General features: G+C 43.7%; 15 protein-coding genes and 1 tRNA gene. 5 read left to right on the top strand and 11 right to left on the bottom strand.

Going from position 1 to position 24,569, the window contains the following annotated elements:
- Positions 1–55: 55 nt before the first annotated feature.
- The gene (locus tag KOE27_RS13970; protein WP_215239478.1) at positions 56–1,033 is read right to left on the bottom strand and encodes a helix-turn-helix transcriptional regulator; all 978 of its coding nucleotides are present in this window, start codon (positions 1,031–1,033) and stop codon (positions 56–58) included.
- Positions 1,034–1,112: 79 nt separating this feature from the next.
- Between KOE27_RS13970 and KOE27_RS13975 the strand changes: the two genes are divergently transcribed.
- Positions 1,113–2,312, top strand: a complete 1,200-nt coding sequence (locus tag KOE27_RS13975; protein ID WP_215239479.1) for an FAD-dependent oxidoreductase — start codon at positions 1,113–1,115, stop codon at positions 2,310–2,312.
- A gap of 169 nt (positions 2,313–2,481) precedes the next feature.
- Here KOE27_RS13975 and KOE27_RS13980 read toward each other — a convergent pair whose 3' ends face one another.
- On the bottom strand, positions 2,482–5,526 hold the full coding sequence (locus KOE27_RS13980; RefSeq protein WP_215239480.1) for a glycosyl hydrolase family 95 catalytic domain-containing protein: 3,045 nt from the start codon (positions 5,524–5,526) through the stop codon (positions 2,482–2,484).
- Between the two features lie 1,045 nt (positions 5,527–6,571).
- Here KOE27_RS13980 and KOE27_RS13985 point away from each other — a divergent pair.
- Positions 6,572–9,652, top strand: a complete 3,081-nt coding sequence (locus tag KOE27_RS13985) for a toll/interleukin-1 receptor domain-containing protein (RefSeq protein WP_215239481.1) — start codon at positions 6,572–6,574, stop codon at positions 9,650–9,652.
- A 577-nt stretch (positions 9,653–10,229) separates the two neighbouring features.
- Here the strand turns inward: KOE27_RS13985 and KOE27_RS13990 are convergent.
- Positions 10,230–11,660 carry a sialate O-acetylesterase gene (locus tag KOE27_RS13990; protein WP_215239482.1) on the bottom strand — a complete coding sequence of 477 codons (1,431 nt, stop codon included), beginning with the start codon at positions 11,658–11,660 and terminating at the stop codon, positions 10,230–10,232.
- Between the two features lie 215 nt (positions 11,661–11,875).
- Between KOE27_RS13990 and KOE27_RS13995 the strand changes: the two genes are divergently transcribed.
- Together KOE27_RS13995 and KOE27_RS14000 are read left to right on the top strand one after the other, a co-directional pair.
- On the top strand, positions 11,876–14,176 hold the full coding sequence (locus KOE27_RS13995; RefSeq protein ID WP_215239483.1) for a TonB-dependent receptor: 2,301 nt from the start codon (positions 11,876–11,878) through the stop codon (positions 14,174–14,176).
- A 6-nt stretch (positions 14,177–14,182) separates the two neighbouring features.
- Positions 14,183–15,403, top strand: a complete 1,221-nt coding sequence (locus KOE27_RS14000; protein ID WP_215239484.1) for a PepSY-associated TM helix domain-containing protein — start codon at positions 14,183–14,185, stop codon at positions 15,401–15,403.
- A gap of 127 nt (positions 15,404–15,530) precedes the next feature.
- Here KOE27_RS14000 and KOE27_RS14005 read toward each other — a convergent pair whose 3' ends face one another.
- From KOE27_RS14005 to KOE27_RS14040, 8 genes are all read right to left on the bottom strand, one after another.
- A complete protein-coding gene (locus KOE27_RS14005; protein WP_215239485.1) occupies positions 15,531–16,421 on the bottom strand; it encodes a helix-turn-helix domain-containing protein in 891 nt (296 codons plus the stop codon).
- Between the two features lie 75 nt (positions 16,422–16,496).
- On the bottom strand, positions 16,497–17,315 hold the full coding sequence (locus KOE27_RS14010; RefSeq protein WP_215239486.1) for an SDR family NAD(P)-dependent oxidoreductase: 819 nt from the start codon (positions 17,313–17,315) through the stop codon (positions 16,497–16,499).
- 186 nt (positions 17,316–17,501) lie between these two features.
- Positions 17,502–18,656 carry a metallophosphoesterase family protein gene (locus KOE27_RS14015; protein ID WP_215239487.1) on the bottom strand — a complete coding sequence of 385 codons (1,155 nt, stop codon included), beginning with the start codon at positions 18,654–18,656 and terminating at the stop codon, positions 17,502–17,504.
- Between the two features lie 450 nt (positions 18,657–19,106).
- Positions 19,107–19,652, bottom strand: coding sequence for an SRPBCC family protein (locus KOE27_RS14020; protein WP_215239488.1), 546 nt, complete (start codon positions 19,650–19,652; stop codon positions 19,107–19,109).
- 5 nt (positions 19,653–19,657) lie between these two features.
- Positions 19,658–20,233, bottom strand: coding sequence for an NAD(P)H-dependent oxidoreductase (locus KOE27_RS14025; RefSeq protein ID WP_215239489.1), 576 nt, complete (start codon positions 20,231–20,233; stop codon positions 19,658–19,660).
- Positions 20,234–20,422: 189 nt separating this feature from the next.
- A complete protein-coding gene (locus tag KOE27_RS14030; protein ID WP_215239490.1) occupies positions 20,423–21,136 on the bottom strand; it encodes a hypothetical protein in 714 nt (237 codons plus the stop codon).
- A gap of 271 nt (positions 21,137–21,407) precedes the next feature.
- The gene (locus tag KOE27_RS14035) at positions 21,408–23,045 is read right to left on the bottom strand and encodes an ABC-F family ATP-binding cassette domain-containing protein (protein ID WP_215239491.1); all 1,638 of its coding nucleotides are present in this window, start codon (positions 23,043–23,045) and stop codon (positions 21,408–21,410) included.
- Between the two features lie 157 nt (positions 23,046–23,202).
- Positions 23,203–23,276: transfer RNA gene (locus KOE27_RS14040), tRNA-Asp, on the bottom strand.
- A 160-nt stretch (positions 23,277–23,436) separates the two neighbouring features.
- Between KOE27_RS14040 and KOE27_RS14045 the strand changes: the two genes are divergently transcribed.
- The gene (locus tag KOE27_RS14045) at positions 23,437–24,537 is read left to right on the top strand and encodes a Nif3-like dinuclear metal center hexameric protein (RefSeq protein WP_215239492.1); all 1,101 of its coding nucleotides are present in this window, start codon (positions 23,437–23,439) and stop codon (positions 24,535–24,537) included.
- The last annotated feature ends 32 nt before the right edge of the window (positions 24,538–24,569 follow it).

A 24,569-nucleotide genomic window follows, 5' to 3' on the forward strand; every position in this document is an offset into this window, starting at 1 on the left:
TTGGGCTCCAGGTACTTATAAACCACAAAAACTATGCAACACCCCTGACTTAGCATTAACCGCCCATACCCTTCTCAACCGAATACCGCTTAGGCTTCTCTCCGATATGCTGCTCGAAAACCCTTGAAAAATGACTCAGATTAGTAAAACCCAGCTGAAAGCCCACTTCTGATACGCTGAGGCGCTTTTCTTTCAGCAGCCTGGCAGCCTCCTGCATCCGGGCAGACTGGTAATATTCAAAGACACTTTTTCCGAAGGTCTGCCTGAACAGTTTCCTTAGCTTGGGTTCACTCATGCCAGCCTCTCTGGCCTGAGTAGCAATATCGGGCGGCTCGCTCAGGTGCGACTGCAAATGCAGCTTGATGGCGTAAATGGCTTTGATGTCCTCGATATGCATATTGCTTGCGGGCACCGAATCTCTTTGTAAGAGCAGGCCAAAAATATGGCAGAGCAGTTCTTCGCATTTCAGTTTGCAATAGTGGCTTTCCAGACTTTCCGGGACCGGCAGTTCCAGTATTTCACTCGCCGTTTTGATCATCGCGGGCGAAATGCCGGTCTCAAAGGCGAAGTTTTCTCTTGCCTCCAGAATGCTCACCACCAGCGGGTGTGACAGATTGCCGAAAAGTTTTTGCAGATATTGTCTCGAGGCGGCAATCGTTACACTTCTAAAAGAGGTATTTGAAGGCATATTCAGCACCGAAGAAACGGCGTGCGCACAAATAAAGACGTTTGTTTGCTCGGGCAACAGTTGTTTTTCCTGATCGGCCGAAGCAGGGAAAATGCCGCTCAGCAAAAAAATGATATCATCCTGCCCCTCCGCCAGCTCATTGGTGCGTTCGATCAGAATTTCCTCGTTCAGGTGATAATTGCGTACCATCATCCGCAGGTCCGTGCCCCAGGCAAAACCGCTGAGATACCCTCCTCCCTTGTCTTCCGGAATGTACACGAACCGCCCCTGAACCCTGGCACCGATCGCCCGGGCCAATCCCAGTAAAATGCCGGAACCCTGCTTATCTGTAAGCGATATTTTCATTTACGACTATTTTAATATCAGAAACAGGTATTTTAACTCTTAATGTACGCATAATTTTGTAATCATAAAAAACAAAACCATGTTACTACAAAATAAAAAAATAGCCATTGTGGGCGGAGGTCCCGGCGGATTAACCCTGGCGCGCTTGCTTCAGCAAAAAGGAGCCGATGTGAAAGTATACGAAAGAGATGAAAGCCAGGAGGTGAGGGCGCAGGGCGCTACCCTGGACCTGCATTTCGAATCGGGTTTAAGAGCACTGGAAGAAGCTGGTTTGATAGATGCCTTTAAAGCCAATTACAGGCCCGATGCAGACAGGCTTCGCGTGGTGGACGAAAACGCAAAAATTTTCCTGGATGAACATCACGAAGATTCTACGAGCAGTTTCGGAGATGAATGGTTCCGGCCTGAAATAGACCGCGGTCCGTTGCGGAATATTTTACTGGACTCCCTGCTGCCGGGTACAGTTGTGTGGGACAGCCATATTGTGGCCATTGAGCAGCGTTCCGCAGAAGAAGCCGAACATTCGTGGGAAATTATTTTTCAAAATGGCAACACCGCAGCGGCCGACATCCTGATCGGGGCCGACGGGGCGAAGTCAAAAATCCGTCCGTTTGTCACACCCATTAAACCCTTTTATTCGGGAGTAACAGTACTGGAAGGCAATATCCCGGACGCCGAAAAGAACGCACCAAAAATCTACGGCTTGCTGAAAGGTGGAAAAATAATGGCTCTGGGCGATTCAAAAACCATATCTGTGAGTGCCAAGGGGGACGGCAGTATGGATTTTTACACGGGCTGGAACGTGGATGCAAACTGGGTTACCGGGAGCGGCATAGACTTTAAAAACGGTAAACAGGTCCTGGAATGGTTTAAAAAGGAGTATGCCAGCTGGGATGACATCTGGCTGGAATTATTCGAGGTTGAAGGCACCGTCTTCACGCCCAGACCGCAATACTGTATGCCTTTGGATCAGCAATGGGAGGCCAAGCCCGACATCACCCTCATCGGAGACGCCGCGCACTGGATGCCGCCATATGCAGGCGAGGGCGTGAACATGGCGATGCTGGACGCCGTAGAATTAAGCGAGAGCTTAACCAGCGGAAAATTTACAGATGTACAATCGGCGATTGCCCATTACGAAAAACAAATGTTTGCCAGATTTGCCGAAATCGGTCGGGACACATTGAACAACACCGAATTCATGCATTCACCCGAGGGGTTACAAAAACTGCTGGCAATGTTCAACGGGCAGCCAAATGAAAGGCCGGTCCCTGGTTGACGGAGCCGGCCTATACAGGTGTTTGTCCGTCCGCCGGTGTCTGTGTACGGCGCCGGTGTTGTGTCCTCACAAACACCCAGCTTGTTGCTCATTTGTGAGGACACAAACGAGGGCATGGAAATACCAACAAACTAAAATCAATCCTTTGGCAGCCAGACTTTTGTATAGATTATTTTTTAACCAAAGTGTATATTTTTCCTTTTTGAGTCTCGAAGGTTATCATAAAACCATTTGAATCAGGTTTTGAAGTGAATTTCGCTTCTTTTACCGACAGATTTACCGGCGTTCGAAGCACACATGTTTCCCCTGTTAATGACTTAACGTTAACCACTGTGGGCAGATTACTTGCCCACTGAATGTCAAGTTCGAATCCGCCCCTTGCTCTCAATCCTTTGACAAATCCATTTTTCCACTGTGATGGCAATGCTGGTAATATGTCTAAAATATATTTATCCGGAGCATAGCGCTGCATACTTTGTAGTAGAACCTCTGAAATCCCAGACACTGCTCCAAAATTGCCATCGATTTGGAATGGAGGATGTGCATCAAAGAGATTGGGATAAGTTCCGCCTGCACCAGCCATAATTGTTCTTGTTTGCTCTGTATACCTAAGCTGGTTTGCAAGCAATTGATTAACCTGATCGCCATCTCTTAATCGCGCCCAAAAATTTTCCTTCCATGCAATTGACCAGCCTGTTCCATCATTCCCTCGAATTTTCAAAGACTTCTTCGCAGCCGCAGCTAATTCTGGAGTTCCTATTGCCGTAATTTGATTTCCCGGATGTAGAGCAAAAAGGTGAGATACATGCCTATGCTCCAGATCATCTGAATTCATATCCCAATCTTTCCCCCATTCCATTAACTGTCCATTACGTCCGATTTGAAGCTTTTTTATTTTATCCCTCGCGGCAGTGACTTGCTTTCTAAACTCCACGTCGATATTCAATACTTCTGCTGCATGGGCAACGTTGTTGAAAAGATCCCAAATAATTGAACGCTCCATCGTATTTCCTTCTGAAACACTCGCTTTTTGTCCATCGTCCGTTATAAAATAATTCTCGGGCGATGTTGACGGTGAAGTAATCAATTCTCCATTTTGGTCCTCTATCATAGTAGCTAAATAGAATTCGGCTGCACCTTTTAAAGTTGGGTAGACTGACTTTAAATAAGATTTATCTCTCGAAAATGCATAGTGTTCCCAAAGATGCTGACACGCCCATCCACTTCCGCCAGCAAAAACACCCCAAGGTAGTTTAGCACCCGGACTTGTCCACCCCCAGCCGTTTGTTGTGTAGCCATAATACCATCCTGGTGTATCAGGGCCAAAATAACTTTTGGCAGACTTCGCACCTGCAGTCTGTAAGCTTTGCGTTTGTTTTATCATTGGCAGGTGAAGTTCCGATAAATTCGCCTGCTCTGAAGGCCAATAATTCATTTGATAATTAATATTGGACTTATAGTCACACTGCCATGGAAGAGATAAGCCGTCACCCCAGATACCTTGCGAGTTTGATGGCAAGAGGTTGTCCGGCCGGCTTGACGATATGAGAAGGTACCGGCCATATTGAAAAAATAATGAAATAAAAGCAGGATCCATGCCGCCATTTCCATAGCTTTTCAGCCGTTCGTCTGTTGGAAGTGCGGCACTTGATGAAGAGCCCAGGTCCAATTCTACCCTGTTAAAGTACTGTTGATAATCCTTGATGTGATTGCTTAGCAAAACCTTGTAAGGTTTTGCTGCAACTGCTTTCATCTGTTCTGTAACCTTGGAATGTGGATGTACTCCCTTATAACCCTTTGCATAGTCTAATAGGTAAGAGGTTCCTGCGGTCAAAAATATGGTTGCTTCGTCTGCCTCGCTTACGATCAATTGATTATCAATAGCCCTTATGGTCCCGCCTTTAGTTTGCACACTTACCTGCACTTCAAAATCAAGTGTTTTCCCTGTGTTACCGGTCATGACCAACATGTTAGTCCCCCGCGATACCGTTTGCGAATTTTCCAGTCTTGTGAGATCGAGTGTAAATGTAACACTGCCTTTTCCAGAGCCTTGGATCCTACTCACGATGGCCTGATCAGGAGCTGAACTAAATGTTTCTCTACGGTATTCTGTTTGTCCTATCGTGAAACTAACTCCTGATACAGCTCTATTGATATCAAGCCACCTTTTATAGTTTGAAGCAGTACCTTGAGGCAGGCTGAATTGTAGTGACAGCTCCCCCAATGTTTGATAAGATGCCGAATAGGGAGCTGACGAAGTCATATATTCATTCGTTAATTTTTCCGCCAGCTGATAGTTCTGCTCTCTTATTGCTTTTCTTACGTCTGGGAGATGTTTATATGCATCTTTTCTATCTGCATCAGGCTGAGGGCTATGAGACCATACTGTAATGTCATTTAGCTGGAGCCGTTCACGATCCGGACCACCGAAGATCATCGCACCCAATCTGCCATTTCCAATGGGCAATGCAGTTTCCCACTGTGCTGCGGGACTGCGGTACCAAAGCATATTAGAGGTATCGCCAATATACTCAGCTCCTAGGGCGGATCGAAGTTTTGATAACTTATTTTTCCCTCCGGTATGACTCACATACTGCTCAGTATCATTTTCTAATACCCAGTCTACTACCAAACCCGAAACGTTGACATCCTTCTCTAAGTCCTGTGTAGAAAGGAATTTATGGTGTATTGCAGCTTTTTTTATTCGACCATTCAGAGCATTTTTCCCATCGGAATCCGAGCCAATCCTTAACGGGAAATTAGTACGAGTAATTTCGGGCAACAGTGTATCTGATGTGGTAGCAACTTCTTCCGAGTTTATGTACAGCTTGAACTTATTTAGTGATTTGCTATATGCGCCAACAACCTTTACCCATTGATTCAGCGGAATTGTCTGCAGGCTAAGCAGTTGCTTTTGCCCGGCAGCCATCCAAAGTTTATTGTCGCCTCCTATGCCGAGCGCATATCCTCCTGAGCCATTATTTGATTGATATTTATCGATGATCCTGGCTCCCGGGCTCTGTTGGTCAGTTAAAAAAATGATGGCTTCAAGGCTAACTTCATCAGTCAGATCCATAGCGGGAGTGTGACTGGCTTGCCAAACTCCCTGTTTGGGAGACACTTCAATCCCTTCCTTACTTTCTACTTGAGAAAAGGTATGAATATTGGAAAAAGCCGAAAGAAATATGGCAAAAAGTGAAATACGGACGTACATACCGATGACAATTAGATATTACAAAGAAACTCTTGAATTGTATCAACACAAGCGTTTTAATTATCCTGCATGATAAGATATTTTATCATCAAAGTTAAAATATAGCAGATTTCTGATGGTACGGATCGGGTATTATGCAGGCCAGGAGTGATTTTCGGTTACTTCCAGTACCTAGCAATTCCAGTATAACAATCCTGAGTGTACCGCTGTTTGTGTCCTCAAAAGCATCCAGCTTGTTCCTCATTTGTGAGGACACAAGGGAGGGCGTCGGAAAACATTGCTGGGCTTCTCCGAAGCCCAGGTGCGAATCCCCAATTCTGCAGAAAAGGTACCTGCCTTTACGGTCGCCATGTATTCATTTATGCATCTTGCGTCCCACAAAACTTCAAAAAATAGAGATCAATCTATCTTATCAAGGGCCAGATGGGATGAGCCCCAAAGAAAATCAGATATTATCAAGAAACAGTTTCTGTCGCTTAATTGAAAATCAGCACTAAACAAGAAGCCGTAGAAACTCCTCAAATGCACAATTCGCACCGTTTTATGTTAGAAAATAGCCAAACTCTAGGGTAGTGTTCAGAGAACATTACGCACAATGAGGGATCGAGAGGCACAATCCACTTAATTTAGTTTATTGTCCAGTCAGGAAATGCGTTCAATATTATATAAAACTTATCTAACGGCATTACGTTTCGAGAAAAGATCATTATCTTAGGCCATACTTAACCCTCTTGAGATGACAAACATTTTTTTACCTCTAAATTTTTTATATCCTTTAGCCACAACTCTGAAAAACCACTATCAAATAGTAAAAATTCCAACTCTTTTTTGCACAGTTAATACCTGTGGCAGTAAATCATATTCTTTTTTACAAATAGTACGTTTAGTGAATTCCACAAAGATTTACCTCTGCCGACAGGCAAGCAGTTTTCTTGAGTCTGAAAATGGTTGGATGAAGAAAAAGCAGAATATGAAAACTTGATAAAGGATGTAGATTTCATCATCTATCAAGTTACTACTTCCAACCTAAATTTCTACACCATACATGAAATATTCTCCTTGGTTCGTTGACGCGGACCGAATTCAAATAGGTTATTCAACCACAGGTATTGAAAGTTTTCTTACGAGGACCAATTCGATAAATAAATTTCTCTCACCGCAGGAGACTAATAAATATTTTCTGGTCGGCCCAAAAGGACTAGGGAAGACACTACTATTAAAACTAAAATCGCTACAACTTAGAGAAAAGTCTTACAAAGTCATTCCGGAGTCGACGCTGTGTGAGAAAATTAATGATATCGTAACCAAATTTTCTTATGAATCGATACATGACCTTGAAACAGAAAGGATGTGGAAAATTATCTGGGAGATTTCACTTTGTTGCTGTATAGCTAGGAATTGTAACGTTTCCTTACCAGAGGAAATATCACGAATTATCGGCTTGGCGAAGAGTCTCTCTTCAATCTTAAAAATCTTCTTGTCATTAGGAACTAAAAATATTGAAAAACTATATAACAAATTTAACGATACACAATTAAGACCGATCGTCGACAATTTACATGAGCGTGGAGTTTCACAACTCGCTCTGTTTATCGACAATATTGATGAAGGATTCAGTAGCCACGTCGGTGAAGCTGGAAAGACAAATAGTGAAAATACTTACCTTGTATCTGCCGAATTGTGGATAGCAGCCCAAATAGCAATTCTTGGTATTTCCAAAAGGTTAATGCAGGCAAACCCGCATCTTAAGATATATGTATCAATAAGGAGCGAGGCATTTAACCAAATAGTCGCACAGGAAAAGAAGCAAATTGGTGATTTGTGTACCTTTTTAGAATATTCGAAGGAGCAGATAAAAGACATCTTTCTTAAAAATATTCGAGAAACGGATTCTGACAATCTTGTTTTTCCATCGGAAAAAGATGCTATAAAATCGTTTCTGGGCTTTACTGGCATGCCACATCGATTTGTCAGAGATGAGAAAGGTGAGAAGGTTGTAGAAGATGTATTCGATTTCATATATCGGCATACCTTTGGCAGACCTCGTGAAATCGTAGCAATGGGCGAAAGAATATCGAATATATCTCCAAATGAAAGAAATATGGAAACCATTCACAACGCCATTAATAACGAAAGTTCAGAGTTATTCAAGCAGCTTACCTTGGAAATAATTCCTTCATTCGATATAGATATCTTTAGGAAATTTATTAATATAATTAGCAAGAATATATTTAGCCGTCGCACTGCCGAGATCGCTTATAAGTATTTTGCAGAAAATGAGAAATTTAAACACATATGCTCATACTACTGGAACTTGGGTATTTTGGGGATTGTAAAACAAAATGGGGCAGATAATAGTCGGCTAATCCAAGCATTCAGACCTGTTGGACAATATTCACTTGCAAAAGACTACGTACCAGAATATAAGTCTTTCTTAATGCATCCGGCTACATATTCATTAATGGAAGAAGTCTTGTATGACAGGGCAAACTTTTTCAGTTTGGAAAATATTGTAGGTTATGATAATATTTTTATAGAGGCCAGATCAAATTATAACAGGATACGCTATCATCTTCATTTGGGTATGGGTAGAGATTCATTGTCAATTTTGGTGCCGACGTTGCATAATCATAAAATCTTGGGAATAGTGATCAATCCCAGTAATAATATCTGGAATGAGCTGTCACTTGTCGAGTATTTTGAATTGAGAGTTGATGAAGATGTTTTCAAATTTAGAGTATATAGAGATGAATTTGAGGCTTATCGAAGAGATCAGATTTTTAGAGAATGGATTGATGACAAACAAGCAACTATTTTCTTTACCGGGAACAAAGAGTTAATTAATAACATAGCATCAAACGCTTCAGCGATAACCACTACGGATTATGAAGATATAAAATTCTTGGAAACCATTGGTAGTTCGGTGGACAATAATAACAAAATCATATATCTGTGCAAACGAACCTTCGATACGGCACGAGAATTAGACTTTAAAAACAAATTATTCCTAATACACCCAAGCTGGAAGCTTCGTAAGGTACTAATAGATCGCTATACTCTCTCCAGTAAGAAGTCAGTAAAAAATCAAAACTTGCTCTGCGAAATCGAAGTCGAGGAATATCCAGGAAAACAGGTCTCTCTTTATCATGATCAACTTAGCGTTATTCCAAATGGTATTGTTAGGCGCCCCAAGTCGAAGGAGGAATTCGATTTTTATGAGCGTGAATTCCGACTGTTACGGGAAGGTATTTATCAATACTATAAGCTACTAAGGCAAAAAGGGTTGATTCGACAAGGAAGCCAGGATTGTTTGCCAAGGCTCAGGTTATTTGCCTCAATACAGATAGAGGGCTTACTGTCTGGACAAAATCGACAAGTTTTAAACGAAGTATTTGGGAGGGATGATCGACCAAGTATTCGTAAAGAACTGATGAATGAATGTTTGATCCACTTTAAGAGGTTGGACGCATTGGAGCAAAGTCGGCTTGGTAACAACGGCCAGTCTGTAAATATTTCCGAACTAAAACGAACCATGGTCCTTCTTTCAAATGTCGGAATTTATGACTTTGTAAAATTATCAAGAGATTATATTGAAGCTCCTTCCCTTTGTGTAGATGTTTTAAAAGATTTGCAGGTCTATCCAATTAAGAAGTATTTCAGTACATTTATCTCTTATTCGTTTAGGGACACACAATTCGCTTCAACACTAGCCAATTATCTTATATTGAATGGAGTCAAAGTGGAGATGTTCGAAATTGATGACCCAAAGGGAAAGCTTTTGGGCATAATGTCAGAATATGTCAAAAAGAATGAGAAAATGATATTTCTTTCATCTAGAAATTCTTTAATAAGCAGTGCTTGTCATTTTGAGCTTAAAACTTGCCGAGAGAAGATCAGTAAGAATTGGAAGGAAATGTTAATCCCAATAAGAATTGATGACTATATCCTTGAAATCCAAGAATATGATATTCCATCAGATAAGAGATCTTTATTTTGGGAAAATATAATTTTCATCAAAGAAAACAATGTTCACGACTTTTCTAAACATTCGGCTTTGACAGACAAAAAGCTATTTGAGGCGGAAATTCTTGAGAAAATTTTAAATAAATATTTAAAGGCAAAATAACGATAGTCGTTACGATTAAATTCTATGTAGGACCATCGATATTTCTCAAGACACTATAGCAATTCCATAGCTATCGGTGAAAATTGTCGTGTCCCCCCCGCTCTGCATCCTCAATGCAACTTGATTCCTTGCCTCATGTTGTTACAGGACCTATGTACGACACTAGTATCGGGTATCAAAACCGCCTATATTATGGTTCAAAACTCTAAATTCATCTTTACCATGATTTCTAAAATCTCATAGTTGTCTCGTAATCTCCCTACGACGACACAACGTCCTCAGCCCGATTCGCAAAACACCTTACCCCCGTTTTCATAGTTTCCAAAACTTACGAATCGATACAATGTGCCGTCTGAGAGGATAAATTTCGGATAACACCTCGCACCTAGCTATTGTTCAATATCTACTTCAGCTGAGTTTACTTTGATTTACCATCACGTAACCTATCGTTAATACATAGTAAAAACACTAAGCACAACAAAGCGTCATCAGTCTCTGACCGATCTACAAAAAAACATCCTACAACCTTCACCCAAATTTAAAATACCAGCATCAAACCTCCGCTAACCACAAACCCTCACTTCGCCGTGGCCCCCACCTCCCACTCATCAGTCCGAAACGGCCCAACCGGCAAACCTTCACTACTAAAAAGATTCGACATGGCTTTGTTGCTGAAAGAAAACCGCACGGCTACAGGTTTTCTGATCTGTGGATAGGATACCACAATACGGTCATTTTGAAGTTTGGCTGTGGCGGGTAAAAAGACTTTGTCTTCTCCTGCCATGTAGAAAGACGTAGGTTCCTGGCCGTCAACGGTTTTAAAGCCAGCGGGTGCGTTTTCAAAAAACAAAGAGGCTTTGTCGCCTTTTACCTCCATCCGCTTGAAAGCAGGACTTTTATAGACCGCACCCTTTTGCCCATACGTATCGCCCAAAGCATATCGGGCGAGCCGTAAACCTACATCCTTTTTATTTTTTGGGTGTATGTCTTTGATGTTGTCCACCAGATCGCTGATGACGACCATACCCGTACCGGGAAGCGTGAGGGACTTCGCCTGCGCTTCGCGTAACAGGGCCGATTCCTGGGGACTTGGGTATGCAAATGGCGCGATCTGTACAAAGTAGAAGGGAAATTGCTTTTGCCAGTCTTGCCGCCATGCCTCAATCATTTGCGTGAAAAGTTTTGTATAAGTGGATGCCGTGGATACATTACTTTCACCCTGATACCAGATAGCCCCCGCAATGGGGAAATGTCTGAGCGGGTAAATCATGCTGTTGTAGGCATATCCGGGGGTGGTAGGCCAGGAAGGGTACGGCTTCAATTTTCCGGCGGCTGTCTGCAACTCCGGATCTTTGGTCACAACGCTTTCCGGCGCCCATACTTCCGCCGGTGTGCCGCCCCAGCTTGAATTGATAATGCCTACCGGAACTTTCAATTTCTCCTGCAGTTCCAGCGCAAAGAAATACCCGACCGCGCTGAAGCCGTCCAAGGATTGCGGACTGCAAACCTTCCAGCTTCCTTCGATCTGATCCTGCGGTGTCGGAGAAGTAGACTTGGGCACCTGAAACAACCGTAAATTCTGATTCCCGCTGGTGGGCATGGCCTCCAAAATCTGCGGCACTTTTTGAATACTGCTCCACTCCATGTTCGACTGCCCGGAGCATATCCACACCTCCCCGATCAGGATATTGTCGAGTATAATCACGTTTTTTCCTCTGAGCGTAATGGTATGCGGCCCGCCGGCTCCCGGGGTTGGGATTTTGATCTTCCAGCGCGCATCACCGTTACTGACCACCGAATCTGTTTTCATGTTCCAGGAAGTGGTGACAAATATCTTTTCGCCCGGACTGGCCCAGCCCCAGAGCACTGCATCCGACTTTTGCTGTAGTACCATATTGTTACCCAGAACATTAGGCAGCCGGATGTCGGCAAAGGCAGGCGATACGAGCAGGGATATAAAAAAAACAACAGAATAAAAAAGGGTATGCGGCGGTCTTGAGCTTTTCATTTTGGATTAAGGGTTTTTGACTTTCAATAAAAGCTTCCTGCTTGTGATACTTACCCAATTTATGAAGAATTCGGGCATTTTCATCTCCCTCATTTTGCAGCGTGGTACTCCTTTCTGATCGCGCAGTTTGCAAATTATTGCTGTTTTTTCTGCATCGCAGCAGAAAAGCTATATATTTGTCATTATTTATAATAAGTCTATTTAAAACTAACGTAATGAAAATAATTTATGCCCTCGTTTTCACTTTTTTCTCCCTTCAAGTCATTGCCCAGACAGGCACTGTCAAAGGAACAATAACTACCTCTGACGGCAAACCAGCAGAATTTGTGAACGTAATCCTGGAAGAAACAGGGAAAGGTACGGTGGTTGATAAAGACGGGAACTATACACTTCATAAAGTTCCAGCCGGATCTTACACGCTGGTGGCCAGCTTCACCGGACTTGTAACGCAAAAAAGTGAGGTCATTGTTTCCGCAGAACAGACCGTTCAGATCGATTTTACCCTGGTCGAAGATAACAGGCAGCTACAGGAAGTACTTGTCAGAGGTACCAGCCGTATGGTAAACAAGGAGAGCGAGACGGTGGCTCGCATGCCGCTTAAAAATCTGGAAAATCCGCAAGTATATAATGTGGTAAGCAAGGAACTGCTCAAGGAACAGGTCGTAACGGTGATGACCGACGCGCTCAAAGCAGCGCCGGGTGTAGTAGCCGTTTCGTTTCCCAGCGGAGGAATTGGTGTAATGTCCCGTGGTTTTGCCACGAATGTAGGCGCCAGAAATGGGCTCCAATCAGACCTGGGCCGTTCCAGTGCGGATGTTTCCAATATTGAGCGCATCGAATTTATTAAGGGGCCATCCGGGACTTTATTCGGCTCCTCGATTTCTTCCTTCGGCGGTTTGGTCAACATCGTAACCAAAAGGCCAGGCGAGCACTTTTTTGGTAACGTCGGGCTGACGGTTGGAAGTTTCGGACTATCCCGCCTGACGGCCGATATCAGTAGTCCCCTCAACAATGAAAAAACAGTGTTCGCTCGAATCAATACAGCAATCCACCGCCAGAATAGCTTCAGCGACTTTGGCCGAGTCAACAGTTTTGCTTTTGCACCGAGTTTGCTATACAAGGCAAACGAAAAATTGACTGTACTTTTTGATGCGGAGATTTTCAACGCCAACTCGACACGACCTACCTATACCCGGTTCGGGCCGCAAGCAGGCATTACCAACTACAAGGATATCCCCTTGGATTACAGAAAATCGCTTTACGATAATGATCTGGATTCCAAGACGCAATCTCAAAAATATTTTGTTGAGGCCAAATATAAGATCAACGAAAACTGGACATCGTCGTCTAACCTTTCGTACGTGAACGAACTTACCGATTACAGCTATCAAACGTATAACACATGGATTACGAAGGATCGCGTGGCAAGGTATGTCGGCATCTGGGGACCGATTAAAAACACGTACATCAATGCACAGCAGAATTTCGTGGGAAAATTTAACACCGGCGCCGTAAAACACACATTACTGGCAGGCGTGAACTATACCAATCTGTATGCCAACGGAATGAGCAAGAGCGGCCCCAATTTTGACACCATCAGTGTATCTCAGTCTTACAAACTCATCACAAAAATTTATACAGATAAATTGCTGCTCTTACCCGAGAGAGTCAGCAGCCGGGGAACCACCAAGAACCAGTACATGGGCGTGTATCTGTCAGAGGTAGTTAATCTGAGTGATCGCCTGTATGTTATGCTGAGTCTTCGTTTTGACAGGTTTAAACAGGGAGGCACCTCGGCTGAATATGAACAGAACTCGGTTTCTCCCAAACTGGGACTGGTGTATCAACTGATTAAAAACAAAGTATCCTTATTTGGGAACTATATGAATGGCTTCCAGAACACCAACCCCCAGGTAGAACAGCCCGATGGATCTATTCTGAATATCAAACCGCTGTATGCTAACCAGTGGGAAACAGGCCTGAAAACCGAGTGGCTCGACGGAAAGGTGAGTGCAACGCTGAGTTACTACACCATCAATATTGATAACGCGCTTCGCACGGATGATAGCCGATTTACCACTCAGGACGGAAAACAGCAAAGTAAGGGTATCGAACTGGATGTACTCGCAAACCCTGTCAGCGGATTGAATGTGGCCCTGGGATATGGATACAACGAAAACAGGATTGTGAAAGCCACATTGAACCAGGGAAATATAGTCGCCGGAGCACCTCAGAATATAGCCACCTACTGGATCAGTTATAAATTCAGACATCAGATACTGCGGAACCTGGGCGCGGGCATAGGTGGAAATTATGCTTCGGACGCCTATTTCAGCGACGCCAACACCGTCACACTACCGTCGTATAGCGTTGTAAACGCGACTCTTTTCTACGAAAATGCCAAATGGAGAACAGGTATTAAACTCAATAACATTGGAAATACACATTACTGGGATTCTTACGGTATCTACAACCCGACCCGAAACTTTTCAGTGGACGTGGCTATTAAGTTTTAGCAGTACATGACAATTAAAAAGATCACAGGAAAATTACACCTCTGGCTCGGACTCTCTTCCGGGCTAGTGGTGTTTATCGTGGCCATTACCGGCTGCATTTTTACATTCGAGGAAGAACTCTTCGGTGTCTTTCATTCCGAACTGGCCCGTGTTGAGGCTCCATCCGATACCCCAAAAACGCTGCCCGTATCCACTTTACAGCATGTGGCTCAAAGGGCATTTGGGGGCAAGGATACGGTGTCATTCGTCAACATTTACCGTGAAAACGACCGCGCCTGGGAGTTTGACGTGTACCGATACGACGATAAAAAAACCGCAAACAGCTTCTGGGATCACGCCGGGTTATATTGGAAAAAGGCTTACATCAATCCCTATACCGGAGAATTGAACGGCATCATGGATATGAAATATGAGTTCTTCACGGTGGTCCGCTCCATTCATCAGAACCTTTTCCTCAACCCCGACATCGGAAGCCCGATTGTAGGATCGGCAACGATCATTTTTATAATCTTACTGTTATCCGGCTTTGCTTTGTGGTGGCCCGTAAACAAAGCTGCTGCACGCCAGCGGTTTGCTTTCCGCTGGAAGAAAACCACCCGCTGGAAGCGCAAAAATTACGACCTGCACAATATTCTTGGGTTTTACATACTTGTATTTGCCCTTTTTATCGGACTTACAGGAATAGTATGGTCGTTTAAGTGGTGGGAAAATGTAGTATATACGGTGCTGGACGGGAAAGTAGTACGGTTTAAACTGCCGCAAAATCCTGATAAAACGCCGGCAGGTAACGAACCAACCCATTTGTTTGACCAGGTGGTAGCAAGAATTCAAAAAGAGAATCCACGCTATGACCGTATTTTTCTTTCAAAAAACAGATCAACCAATACACTCACTGCGGGTGCCAACTTTAAGGACAATACCTTGTGGACAGGCTACAACTATTACATGTATAATCTGTCGACAGGTAAGGAATATGGAGGGCTTCTTCAAAAAAACAAAACCACGGGCCAAAAGTGGCGCAACAGCAATTATGATTTGCACACTGGAAAAACCTTGGGGTACTTGGGTATGACGATTGCTTTTTTTGTTTCACTGATCAGCGCTTTATTGCCCCTTACCGGATTTTACATTTGGTGGGGCAGAAGAAATAAAGGCAAGAAAGGACCCGTTCATTCTCCTGAAACGCCTCCCTCCTACCAAATGAAAGGCAAAGCAATCATCAAATAATCAGGCTATTAAGTGAAAGACATAGAGAGTTTTGCCTCCGTTTGTATCCTCACAAACGGAGGGCACTAATGGTGACGGGTGGTGACACTCGAACGCAGTCTGGAGTCATTAAACCCAGCCGGCACAGTTAATTGAGCAGCTGCTTTTTGAAAAAAACAGGTGTAGTCCCCACCTCCTTTTTAAACAGCCTTGTGAAGTACGAAAGATTTTCAAACCCCAGGGCATAGGCAATCTCCGAAACCGAAGTTGCTTCTGATTTGAGCCGGTTTTTAGCTTCAGATATCAGATAGATGTGGATGTGCTCCAGTGCGGTCTTTCCGGTTTCCTGTTTCAAAACATCGGTCAGGTATCCGGGGGAGATATGTAACTTCTCGGCCAAATAATGAACCGACGGAAGTCCTTTACTGGTCAGGAAACCGGCTGTAACATACCTGTCCATCTCTTCGGCAAACCTGGTGGCAGTTCTGCCGGATATTTCTGAACGATTCATAAATTGACGTTTATAGAACCGCTGAGCGTATTTCAGCAGTGTGTCCAGATTGGCCAGTATAATTTCGCGGCTATATTCATCCTGATTATTGCTATACTCCATTTCAATTTTTCGGTATAACTCCCAGATCGTTACTTCTTCCTTTGGGGAAAGGTGAAGGGCCTCATTGGTTTCATAATCGAAGTAGTGGTATTTTTTAATGTCGTTGTGCAGAATGTGTCCGTTCAAAAAATCTTCGTGGACAAAGATGAGAAATCCATCTTCCTCCAAATCCAGATTTTTCATTTGAATGATCTGACGTGGCCTGACAAACATCATTGATCCGCAATCGTGATCATACCTGGTGCGGCCATACAGTATGACGCCCGATTTCAGTTTTTTGAACCCAATCATATAAAAATCGCTGGTGAACTCCCGGTCGCCCAGCGTACAGGCTCCGTTGCATTGATAAATACTGAACAACGGGTTCTCATTGAGCGTAAAACCATTGTCCCGGTGCAATTCGCTCAGATTTTTATAGTGTTTCATATCCATAACATTGTAACACAATCTGAGCGCTTATTCGCCAGATTGTGTTACAATTTTTTAAGTTGTTCAGGTGGATCAATGCCCATGCGCCTCTACGGCCACTTCTTTCCAGGCTTCAAATTCGGCCAGGCGTTCGCCGTAAACCTGCTTCACACCAGAATAGGCGATTTTACCAAGCAGAAAGTGAAGGGGAGGATTTTCCGAATCAATCAATTGCAAAACGGCGTTGGTGGTCGCTTCCGGGTTTCCCCAGCTATCAGGAGTGGCACCCTCAAAGAATGCCTTTTTGACCGGTGCATAGGCCTCAATTGGTTCTGCCTGCACAGCAGACGCTCCGGACCAGTCCGTTGAGAAACCATTTGGCTCTACCAAACTGACATGGATACCAAAGCCTTTGACCTCACTTGCCAGTGTCTCACTTAATCCGTTTACGGCATATTTGGAGGCGTTGTAAATCCCCAAAACTGGTAGCGTAACCAATCCCAAAAAGCTGGAAACCTGGATGATGTGCCCGCTTTTCTGCGCTCTCATGATCGGAACAACCGCCTGAGTAAGCCAAAGGAGCCCGAAGAAGTTCGTTTCCATCTGATCCCTGGCCTGTTGTTCGGTTGTTTCTTCAATGGCACCAAACAAACCAAAACCGGCATTATTGATCAGAACATCAATACGTCCAAAATGTTTATTGGCTTTCTCTACCGCCGCAAAGCCTGCTTCGCGGTCATTTACATCCAGTTGGATGGGCAGGACCGCCTCGCCATATCCGGCAATAAGGTCTGCGAGGTCATCTATGTTTCTGGCTGTTGCGGCCACTTTATCACCGCGTTCTAAAAGTGCTTTTGCCCAAAGTTTACCAAAGCCCCGTGAGGCACCGGTAATGAAAATTATTTTTGACATGATATTGTGTTTTTTAATACACCACAAAGGTATTGCGGGCAGCGGTGGCGCGTTTAACACAAAATCAGGGTTTGTTGACACATTTCGAGGGTGGTGTGGTTAATTGGCCCATGTCCTCACCCTGGCCGTCAACCTAAGACACAGATCTGCGGCCGATTCACGAAAACAAAAAGAGCGCCTTCAACCTTACAGAACGATACTGAACTGGTCGGCCAGAGAGGGTTCAGGCTCGGTATCATACCTGAAACGGCTCACTTGCGGAATGGTATAGTACTTACCTCCTAGCGTTAACCGGCCGTTATTTCTTTCGATATTGATTTTCAAAAACCCGTGTTGATCATCGCAATACTTTTCCAGCCGCACACCTTCAAATTCAGGTTTTTCCGAAGTGAAATTCAGATCATTTTTCAAAGCAACCGCGTGCAATTCATCATAACCTCCAGCACCTGCTACAATAAAGGGAACGGACTTTCCGTCGGTATAATGCCTTGTAAAACGCTGATAGTTATGAACATGTCCACTAAAAACTACGTCAGGACGAACGCCAGTTTCTGCAAAAACACTTTCCAGTAAGTTTATCATCGGCAAACTCGAACCATGGTTGATATCTGCCGAATAAGGCGAATGGTGAATGCAAAGAATCAGTGCTTTATCTGGTCGTTCACGGCCAGCTGTGATCAGTTCCTCAGCCAGCCAGCTGCGTTGCTCCGATGTTACAATCCCAAATTTTGGAACATTGCTGTGTATGCCGATGATGTTTGCAAGGGGCGCTTTGAGTGTCCAGTAAATATTGGGCTGCTGCTGGCTTTTTCTTTGTGCATTTCCGCTAAAAGGGACTATCCGCGATTCTGTATCACAGAAAACGGCCTTAAATGCATCCAGACTGTCATACCCTGTTTCGCTTTCCGGATTCACATCACTGTCGTGGTTTCCTGCAATGGCAAATATCGGGGCAGGGTAATGCTGATAAGGTTCAAAAAATTGTTTCTGGTACTGCGAAGCTTCTCCATGGTTGTAAACTATATCCCCGAGATGATACAAAAACTGCGGATGCGTTTCGTCGCTGGCAGAAGGCTGGTACTGACTTTCCATGGCCGCAACCACATGTCGGATGAACCCCGGATTCCTTATACTTCCTGTGTCACCCAAAATATGGAATGTCATCTTTTCCTTTTCTGGCAAAGGTAAAATATCCGCTAAATTCAAATGGTAAGGATAAGTACCTGTGGGTTTGGGCAAGGAGCGGAATTTAAAACTGTCGTCCGGCTGATTTTTCTTAAAAACCGGTGTCTCATACTTTAGAGCATCCCGCTGCCTTTTATGCTTTTCTGCTTTTTCCATACATCCACTAGCCGAAACAATACGAAAAAGTTCCTGCAAAAGACTGCAAACCAGCAGTTCAACTGATAAAAACAGCCTCTTGAAACTTCATTATTAGAAAGGCAATATTTTTTCTACAAAAAACGCTTCCGCTGTCAGTATTTGCCGACCTACCCGATGCCGTGGCCCGTGTCTTCACGGGGCCACGACATCGCCCTCAATAACCAGTATTTAAATCCGCGGAATCAGGTTTTAAATGAGGCTTTGCCAAACTTAAAATTCCTTGGATGACCTGCGATATTCCTTTCGGTAGAGCACCAGGCACTTGATTTTGTCAGCTGTATCCTTCACCCTTGCCAGTGTCTTCACAGGCTACCAGGGAGCCATGGTACAAACTATTGAGCTTAAGCTCTATAAAAGCGGAAATATATCTGATACGTCAAATGAAGGTATAGTTATTAGTCCCATTTTTTAATGATTTTTTTCCGATTCCCTTTTAAGCGCATTAAGCCAATATTCAATGGACCTATCGAGGCTAAGTTGAAATTTGCTTTGTAATAGCCTTACCAGCCAGCCTTCCATACTTTCATCTACATGTATGGTTGTCCGATCATTTTCTTCTGTGAAATACCAGGTGTGTATGGCAAAAGCACCGAAAGCAGGACCAGACCAACCCACCATTTTATTGGTTTCTACTGTTTGCAGGGTTGAGGTAATCGTTAAACCGTTGCTTTTCCAGTCGAAAGAGGTGCCAACTTGAAATGCACCGTTAATTTTAGGAGCTACAATTTCGTGCTGCCATTTATCCCAGTGATCCACATCGCTGAAAATTCGATATACTTTTTCAATAGGCGCATTGATTACGATGCTCTTTCTTGTGATTACGGGTGCATCAAGATGGATGGTTTTCGAGGTTTTGTAACTGCTGCAATATTCCAATCCAAACACCCCTGAGGCTGTTATTGCCAACAGGGAGAAAATGGATACTAATGTATTTTGTACGCTTTTGCTTTTCATTGCTGTTAGTTTTTAAAGACGGCGCTAACCTGATTTGTCCAATTTGCCTTACTTTCTGGTGTTGGCCTGTCTGCTTTGTCAAAAAAGAAATGCCGGTTGATCGTAAGTCCACAATAAGAGAAAATGCCTTTGTCGGATGTCAGCGACAATGCCTTGTCCATTCCAATGGACTCATATTCGGCATTGGATTTTCCCTGCGTATTGATGATGGTGGTCAACTTTCCAGTGAGTAATCCTTTTTGAATGCCTTGGTCATAACGGTAAGCAAAACCATAACTGAAGACCCGATCGATATAACCTTTCATGATAGCTGGCATTCCCGTCCACCAGATGGGATAAATAAAGGTGAGGTGGTCTGCCCAGGAAATGTAATCCTGCTCGACTTTAACATCGTCTGCAACCGTTCCCAGCCGTTGTCCGTTCATATCTTCCTGGGAAAGAACCGGGTTGAAATTGAACTGATACAAATCCCTGACTTCTATTTCGTGATTTTCAGTTTGCAGACTCTCTATTACGGTCTGCATCAGGTGATGGTTCAGGCTTCCGATGTTGGGATGCGCATAGATGATTAGATGTTTCATTGTCCTGTCTTTTTAAATTTGATAGGACAAAAATATCGGGGCGCAACGGCCAAAAATTGTAAGAAAACGAAAACGACACTATTCCGCCTTCGCGATGCAGATATCTTGCTGAAATTTAAGATACTTTGTCGGACTGATCTTGATGTAGTGTTTAAAATCGTGGATCAGCTGACTTTGGTCGTAGTAACCTCATTCACCAACAATTTCAAACCAGTCGATCTTTGCAGATTTGGAAGTGATATGTTCTATCAGTTCAATGGTTTTCAGGAACCTTTGATAGCGGCCGATTTCTTTGGCAGTGTATCCAAAGGTTTTCTTATGATTGAGCTGAATATTTCTTTCGGTTTGATTTTGCTGGTTTGCAATACATTTTATTGGATTCTTCCTTTCCTCTTTAAAGCTTGCCAACTGTGCTGCAATGGCATTTCTATGCTTCAGATATGGTTTGCAGAATTCCAGAATATAGTTTACCCTGTCGTTCACATCCTCAATTTTGTTGAGCTGTGTCCATAAAAACGTGAAGCAATTTTCATCTGATAAATCATCGGGATCAACCGGCAGATGTTCCGAAACCGAGGCATTTCCGAAGAAACGGTAAAAAGCATCATCTTTAAAATTCGCAACCAGAATTTGTGAATTGGGGGGCAACGAATAATCAAACGCCTGCTTGATGGGGCCAAGCACCAGACATCTGTCAACACGGACCTCTGTATTTTGCTTAGAATGCAAGATGGGTTGCACACCAAAACTGAATATTAAAATCGTTTGAAACGAGGGGAGAAACGTTTTGGTAATGACATCAGCGGATTTATTCCCCGCAGAATAAAAATGGGTAAAAACGTCTTCGTAATCTTTGGGAACAGCTACTCTCAGACTTGTGTATTCACCTTGTTTTTGTTGCATTTTTCGGATATCACCATTTTGGTGTTGATCAGTCATAATCTATGATTACTCAAATCATCAGCTTGACAGGATAAATATACTATTTTAGGCGAATGCTTTAATACGATGAAAAAACATTAATCATAAGCAACAGTTTTTTCATCGTTTCCTAAGCTGACGTAATCAGTGATATTCCACTGAAGACAGCGCCAGGAATTTGATTTTGTCAGGTATGTAAAGCCACAGACCACCACATAATAGCCTGCGTGGTGGACTATGGTAGTAAAACAATCTACTTCGCCAGCTGCAAATCCGCAATACTCTTGATCCGATTCCGTTCCAGAAAAGCATCAATGGTCTCAAAATGCTCGATGACGCGTTTGTCTTTGAACTCGAATACCTTTTGGGATAAGCCCTGTAGGAAATCACGGTCGTGGGAGACCAGCACCAGCGTACCATCGAAGTTTCGGAGTGCTTCTTTCAATACATCCTTGGATTTTAAATCGAGGTGGTTGGTAGGTTCATCCAGAATCAACAGGTTCACAGGTTCCAGTAGCAGTTTCACCATGGCAAGGCGCGTTTTTTCTCCACCGGACAATACACTCACTTTTTTGTCGATATCTTCTCCCTGAAACATAAAGGCACCCAGAATGTTTTTGATCTGCGTACGTACATCTCCTTCTGCAACCTCGTCCACCGTCTGAAAAATCGTCAGATTAGGATCCAGCAGCGATGCCTGATTTTGCGCAAAGTACCCGACCTTCACATTATGCCCCAGCTGGCAGGTTCCCTCCACGTCAATCTGCCCCATGATCGCCTTGATCATCGTGGACTTCCCTTCACCGTTCCGGCCTACAAACGATACCTTTTCCCCTCTGGAAATGGACATGCTCGCATGCTTAAACACAACCTGGTCGCCGTAGGATTTGGATACATCCTTCACCGTCACCGGATAGTCACCAGACCGTGGCGAGGGCGGGAAACGAAGTTTCAGGGCCGAATTATCGATTTCATCGATTTCGATAATTTCCAGTTTCTCTAGCATACGCTCACGGGAAGAGACCTGGTTGGTTTTGGAGTAGGTTCCGCGGAAGCGTTCAATAAACTGCATGTTATCGGCAATCATTTTCTGCTGTTCCTGGTACGCTTTCACCTGATGCGCCCTGCGCTCTTCCCGTAATACCAGGTAATGCGAATAGTTGGCCTTGTAGTCGTATATACGGCCCATGGTCACTTCAATCGTGCGGTTGGTTATGTTGTCGATGAAGGCACGGTCGTGAGAAATCACCATCACGGCATTGGCTTTATTTACCAAAAAATCTTCCAGCCATATAACGGACTCGATGTCGATATGGTTGGTAGGCTCATCCAGCAAAATAAGGTCCGGCTTTTGCAGCAATATTTTGGCAAGCTCAATACGCATTCGCCATCCTCCGCTGAACTCCCTGGTTTGTCGTTGGAAATCTTCGGGCCTGAATCCCAGTCCTTTCAAGGCCTTCTCCACCTCTGCATCATAATTAACCTCTTCCAGCTGATAATATTTTTCACCCAGTTCAGTAACCTGTTCGATGATCGCCATATATTCATCGCTGTCATAGTCTGTACGGGTTTCGAGCTCAAGATTCAGTTTTTCCATTTCGGCACGCATTTCAAAAACCTGTTTGAATGCTTTGGCAGCTTCTTCAAAAACTGTACAGTTATCTTCGGTGAGTAAATGTTGGGGCAAATAAGCGATCACGGCATCTTTGGGTGCGCGCACATGTCCACGATTGGCTTTTTGCTCCCCCGCAATGATCTTCATCATAGTGGATTTCCCCGCGCCGTTCTTCCCCATCAGGGCAATTTTATCAGTGGGATTGATCACGAAGGAAACTTCGCTAAACAGGACAGAACCGCTGAATTCGACGGCCAGATTTTCAACTGTAATCATCTTCTCGTTTTTTGAAGCCGCAAAAGGTAGGATGACACTTCTTTTCCGCTCCCCGTTCTTTTGCAGATATTGAAATAATCGACGTATATCAGAAAAACAAAAAGCCTGTAAATCAAATATTTACAGGCTTTTAAAAGTACTTTAATATTACTTCCGGCGGTCTGGACGGGACTCGAACCCGCGACCCCATGCGTGACAGGCATGTATTCTAACCAGCTGAACTACCAAACCGTTTCATTTTTACCATCGTTATGGTGAAAACGTGGTGCAAAACTAGTATTATTATTTTCCATTGCAATAACCTTTCCTCTAAAATTGTTATTTTATTTGCAGGTAAAATCATGATCATTGATAAAAAAACTGATTATGAAACAGTTGTAATTTTCTCAAAATGCAAAAAATTAAAGATATTCTTACCAGTCTGGAATCTCTGGCACCACCGTCTTACCAGGAAAATTATGATAACGCGGGGCTGATCGTAGGTGATAAACATGCAATTGTGACCGGAGTACTGATCACACTGGATGTTACCGAAGCGGTGGTGCAGGAAGCGGTTTCAAAAAAATGCAATCTGATCATTGCGCACCATCCTATTGTTTTCAAAGGATTAAAAAAACTGACAGGCAGCAACTATGTAGAGCGCACCGTACTGGCTGCGATTAAAAATGACGTGGCGATCTACGCCATCCATACCAATCTGGATCATGTATTGAAAGGTGTGAACAGTAAGATCGCAGAGAAGATTGGACTGAAAAACATAAAAATACTGGCTCCTAAAAAAAACATTCTGCAAAAGCTGGTGACCTTCGTACCCACCGAAAATAGCGAAAGCGTATTAGAAGCCTTGTTTAATGCTGGTGCCGGAGAAATTGGCGCTTATAAAAACTGCAGCTTTTCAACAACCGGAACCGGCACGTTTCTGCCCGGAGAAGCGGCCAACCCGGCCGTTGGTACCATTGGCAAACGCGAAGATGTAAGGGAAAACCGCCTGGAAGTTATATTTCCCTCGCATTTAGGGAGAAAAATTCTGACGGTACTGAAAGCCGTCCATCCCTATGAAGAGGTTGCCTATTACCTTCAGGAACTTGAAAATGAAAACCAGGAAGTAGGCGCCGGAATGGTAGGGGAGCTTGAACACGACATGCAGCATGAAGATTTCCTCCAACTGCTGCGCAGCAACATGCAACTCCGGGTGATCAGGCACACTGCCCCTGTGACCGGGCCCATCAGACGTGTGGCAGTATGTGGAGGGGCCGGAAGTTTTCTGCTACCCCTGGCGATCGGCTCGGGAGCCGATGTTTTTATTACAGCGGATTATAAGTATCACGAATTTTTTGATGCCGATCAGCAGATTATGATTTGTGACATTGGCCATTATGAAAGTGAAGTATTTACGAAAGATTTACTATATGACTATTTATCAGGAATTTTTAGTAATTTCGCACTCTGTTTGTCGGAAATCAATACCAATCCTGTTCATTACTTCTTGTAAAACGTTATCGGATCACTGGTTTTCAGCAGAAG

The sequence above is a fragment of the Dyadobacter sp. CECT 9275 genome (genome assembly GCF_907164905.1).
In the GTDB taxonomy this organism is placed as follows: domain Bacteria; phylum Bacteroidota; class Bacteroidia; order Cytophagales; family Spirosomataceae; genus Dyadobacter; species Dyadobacter helix.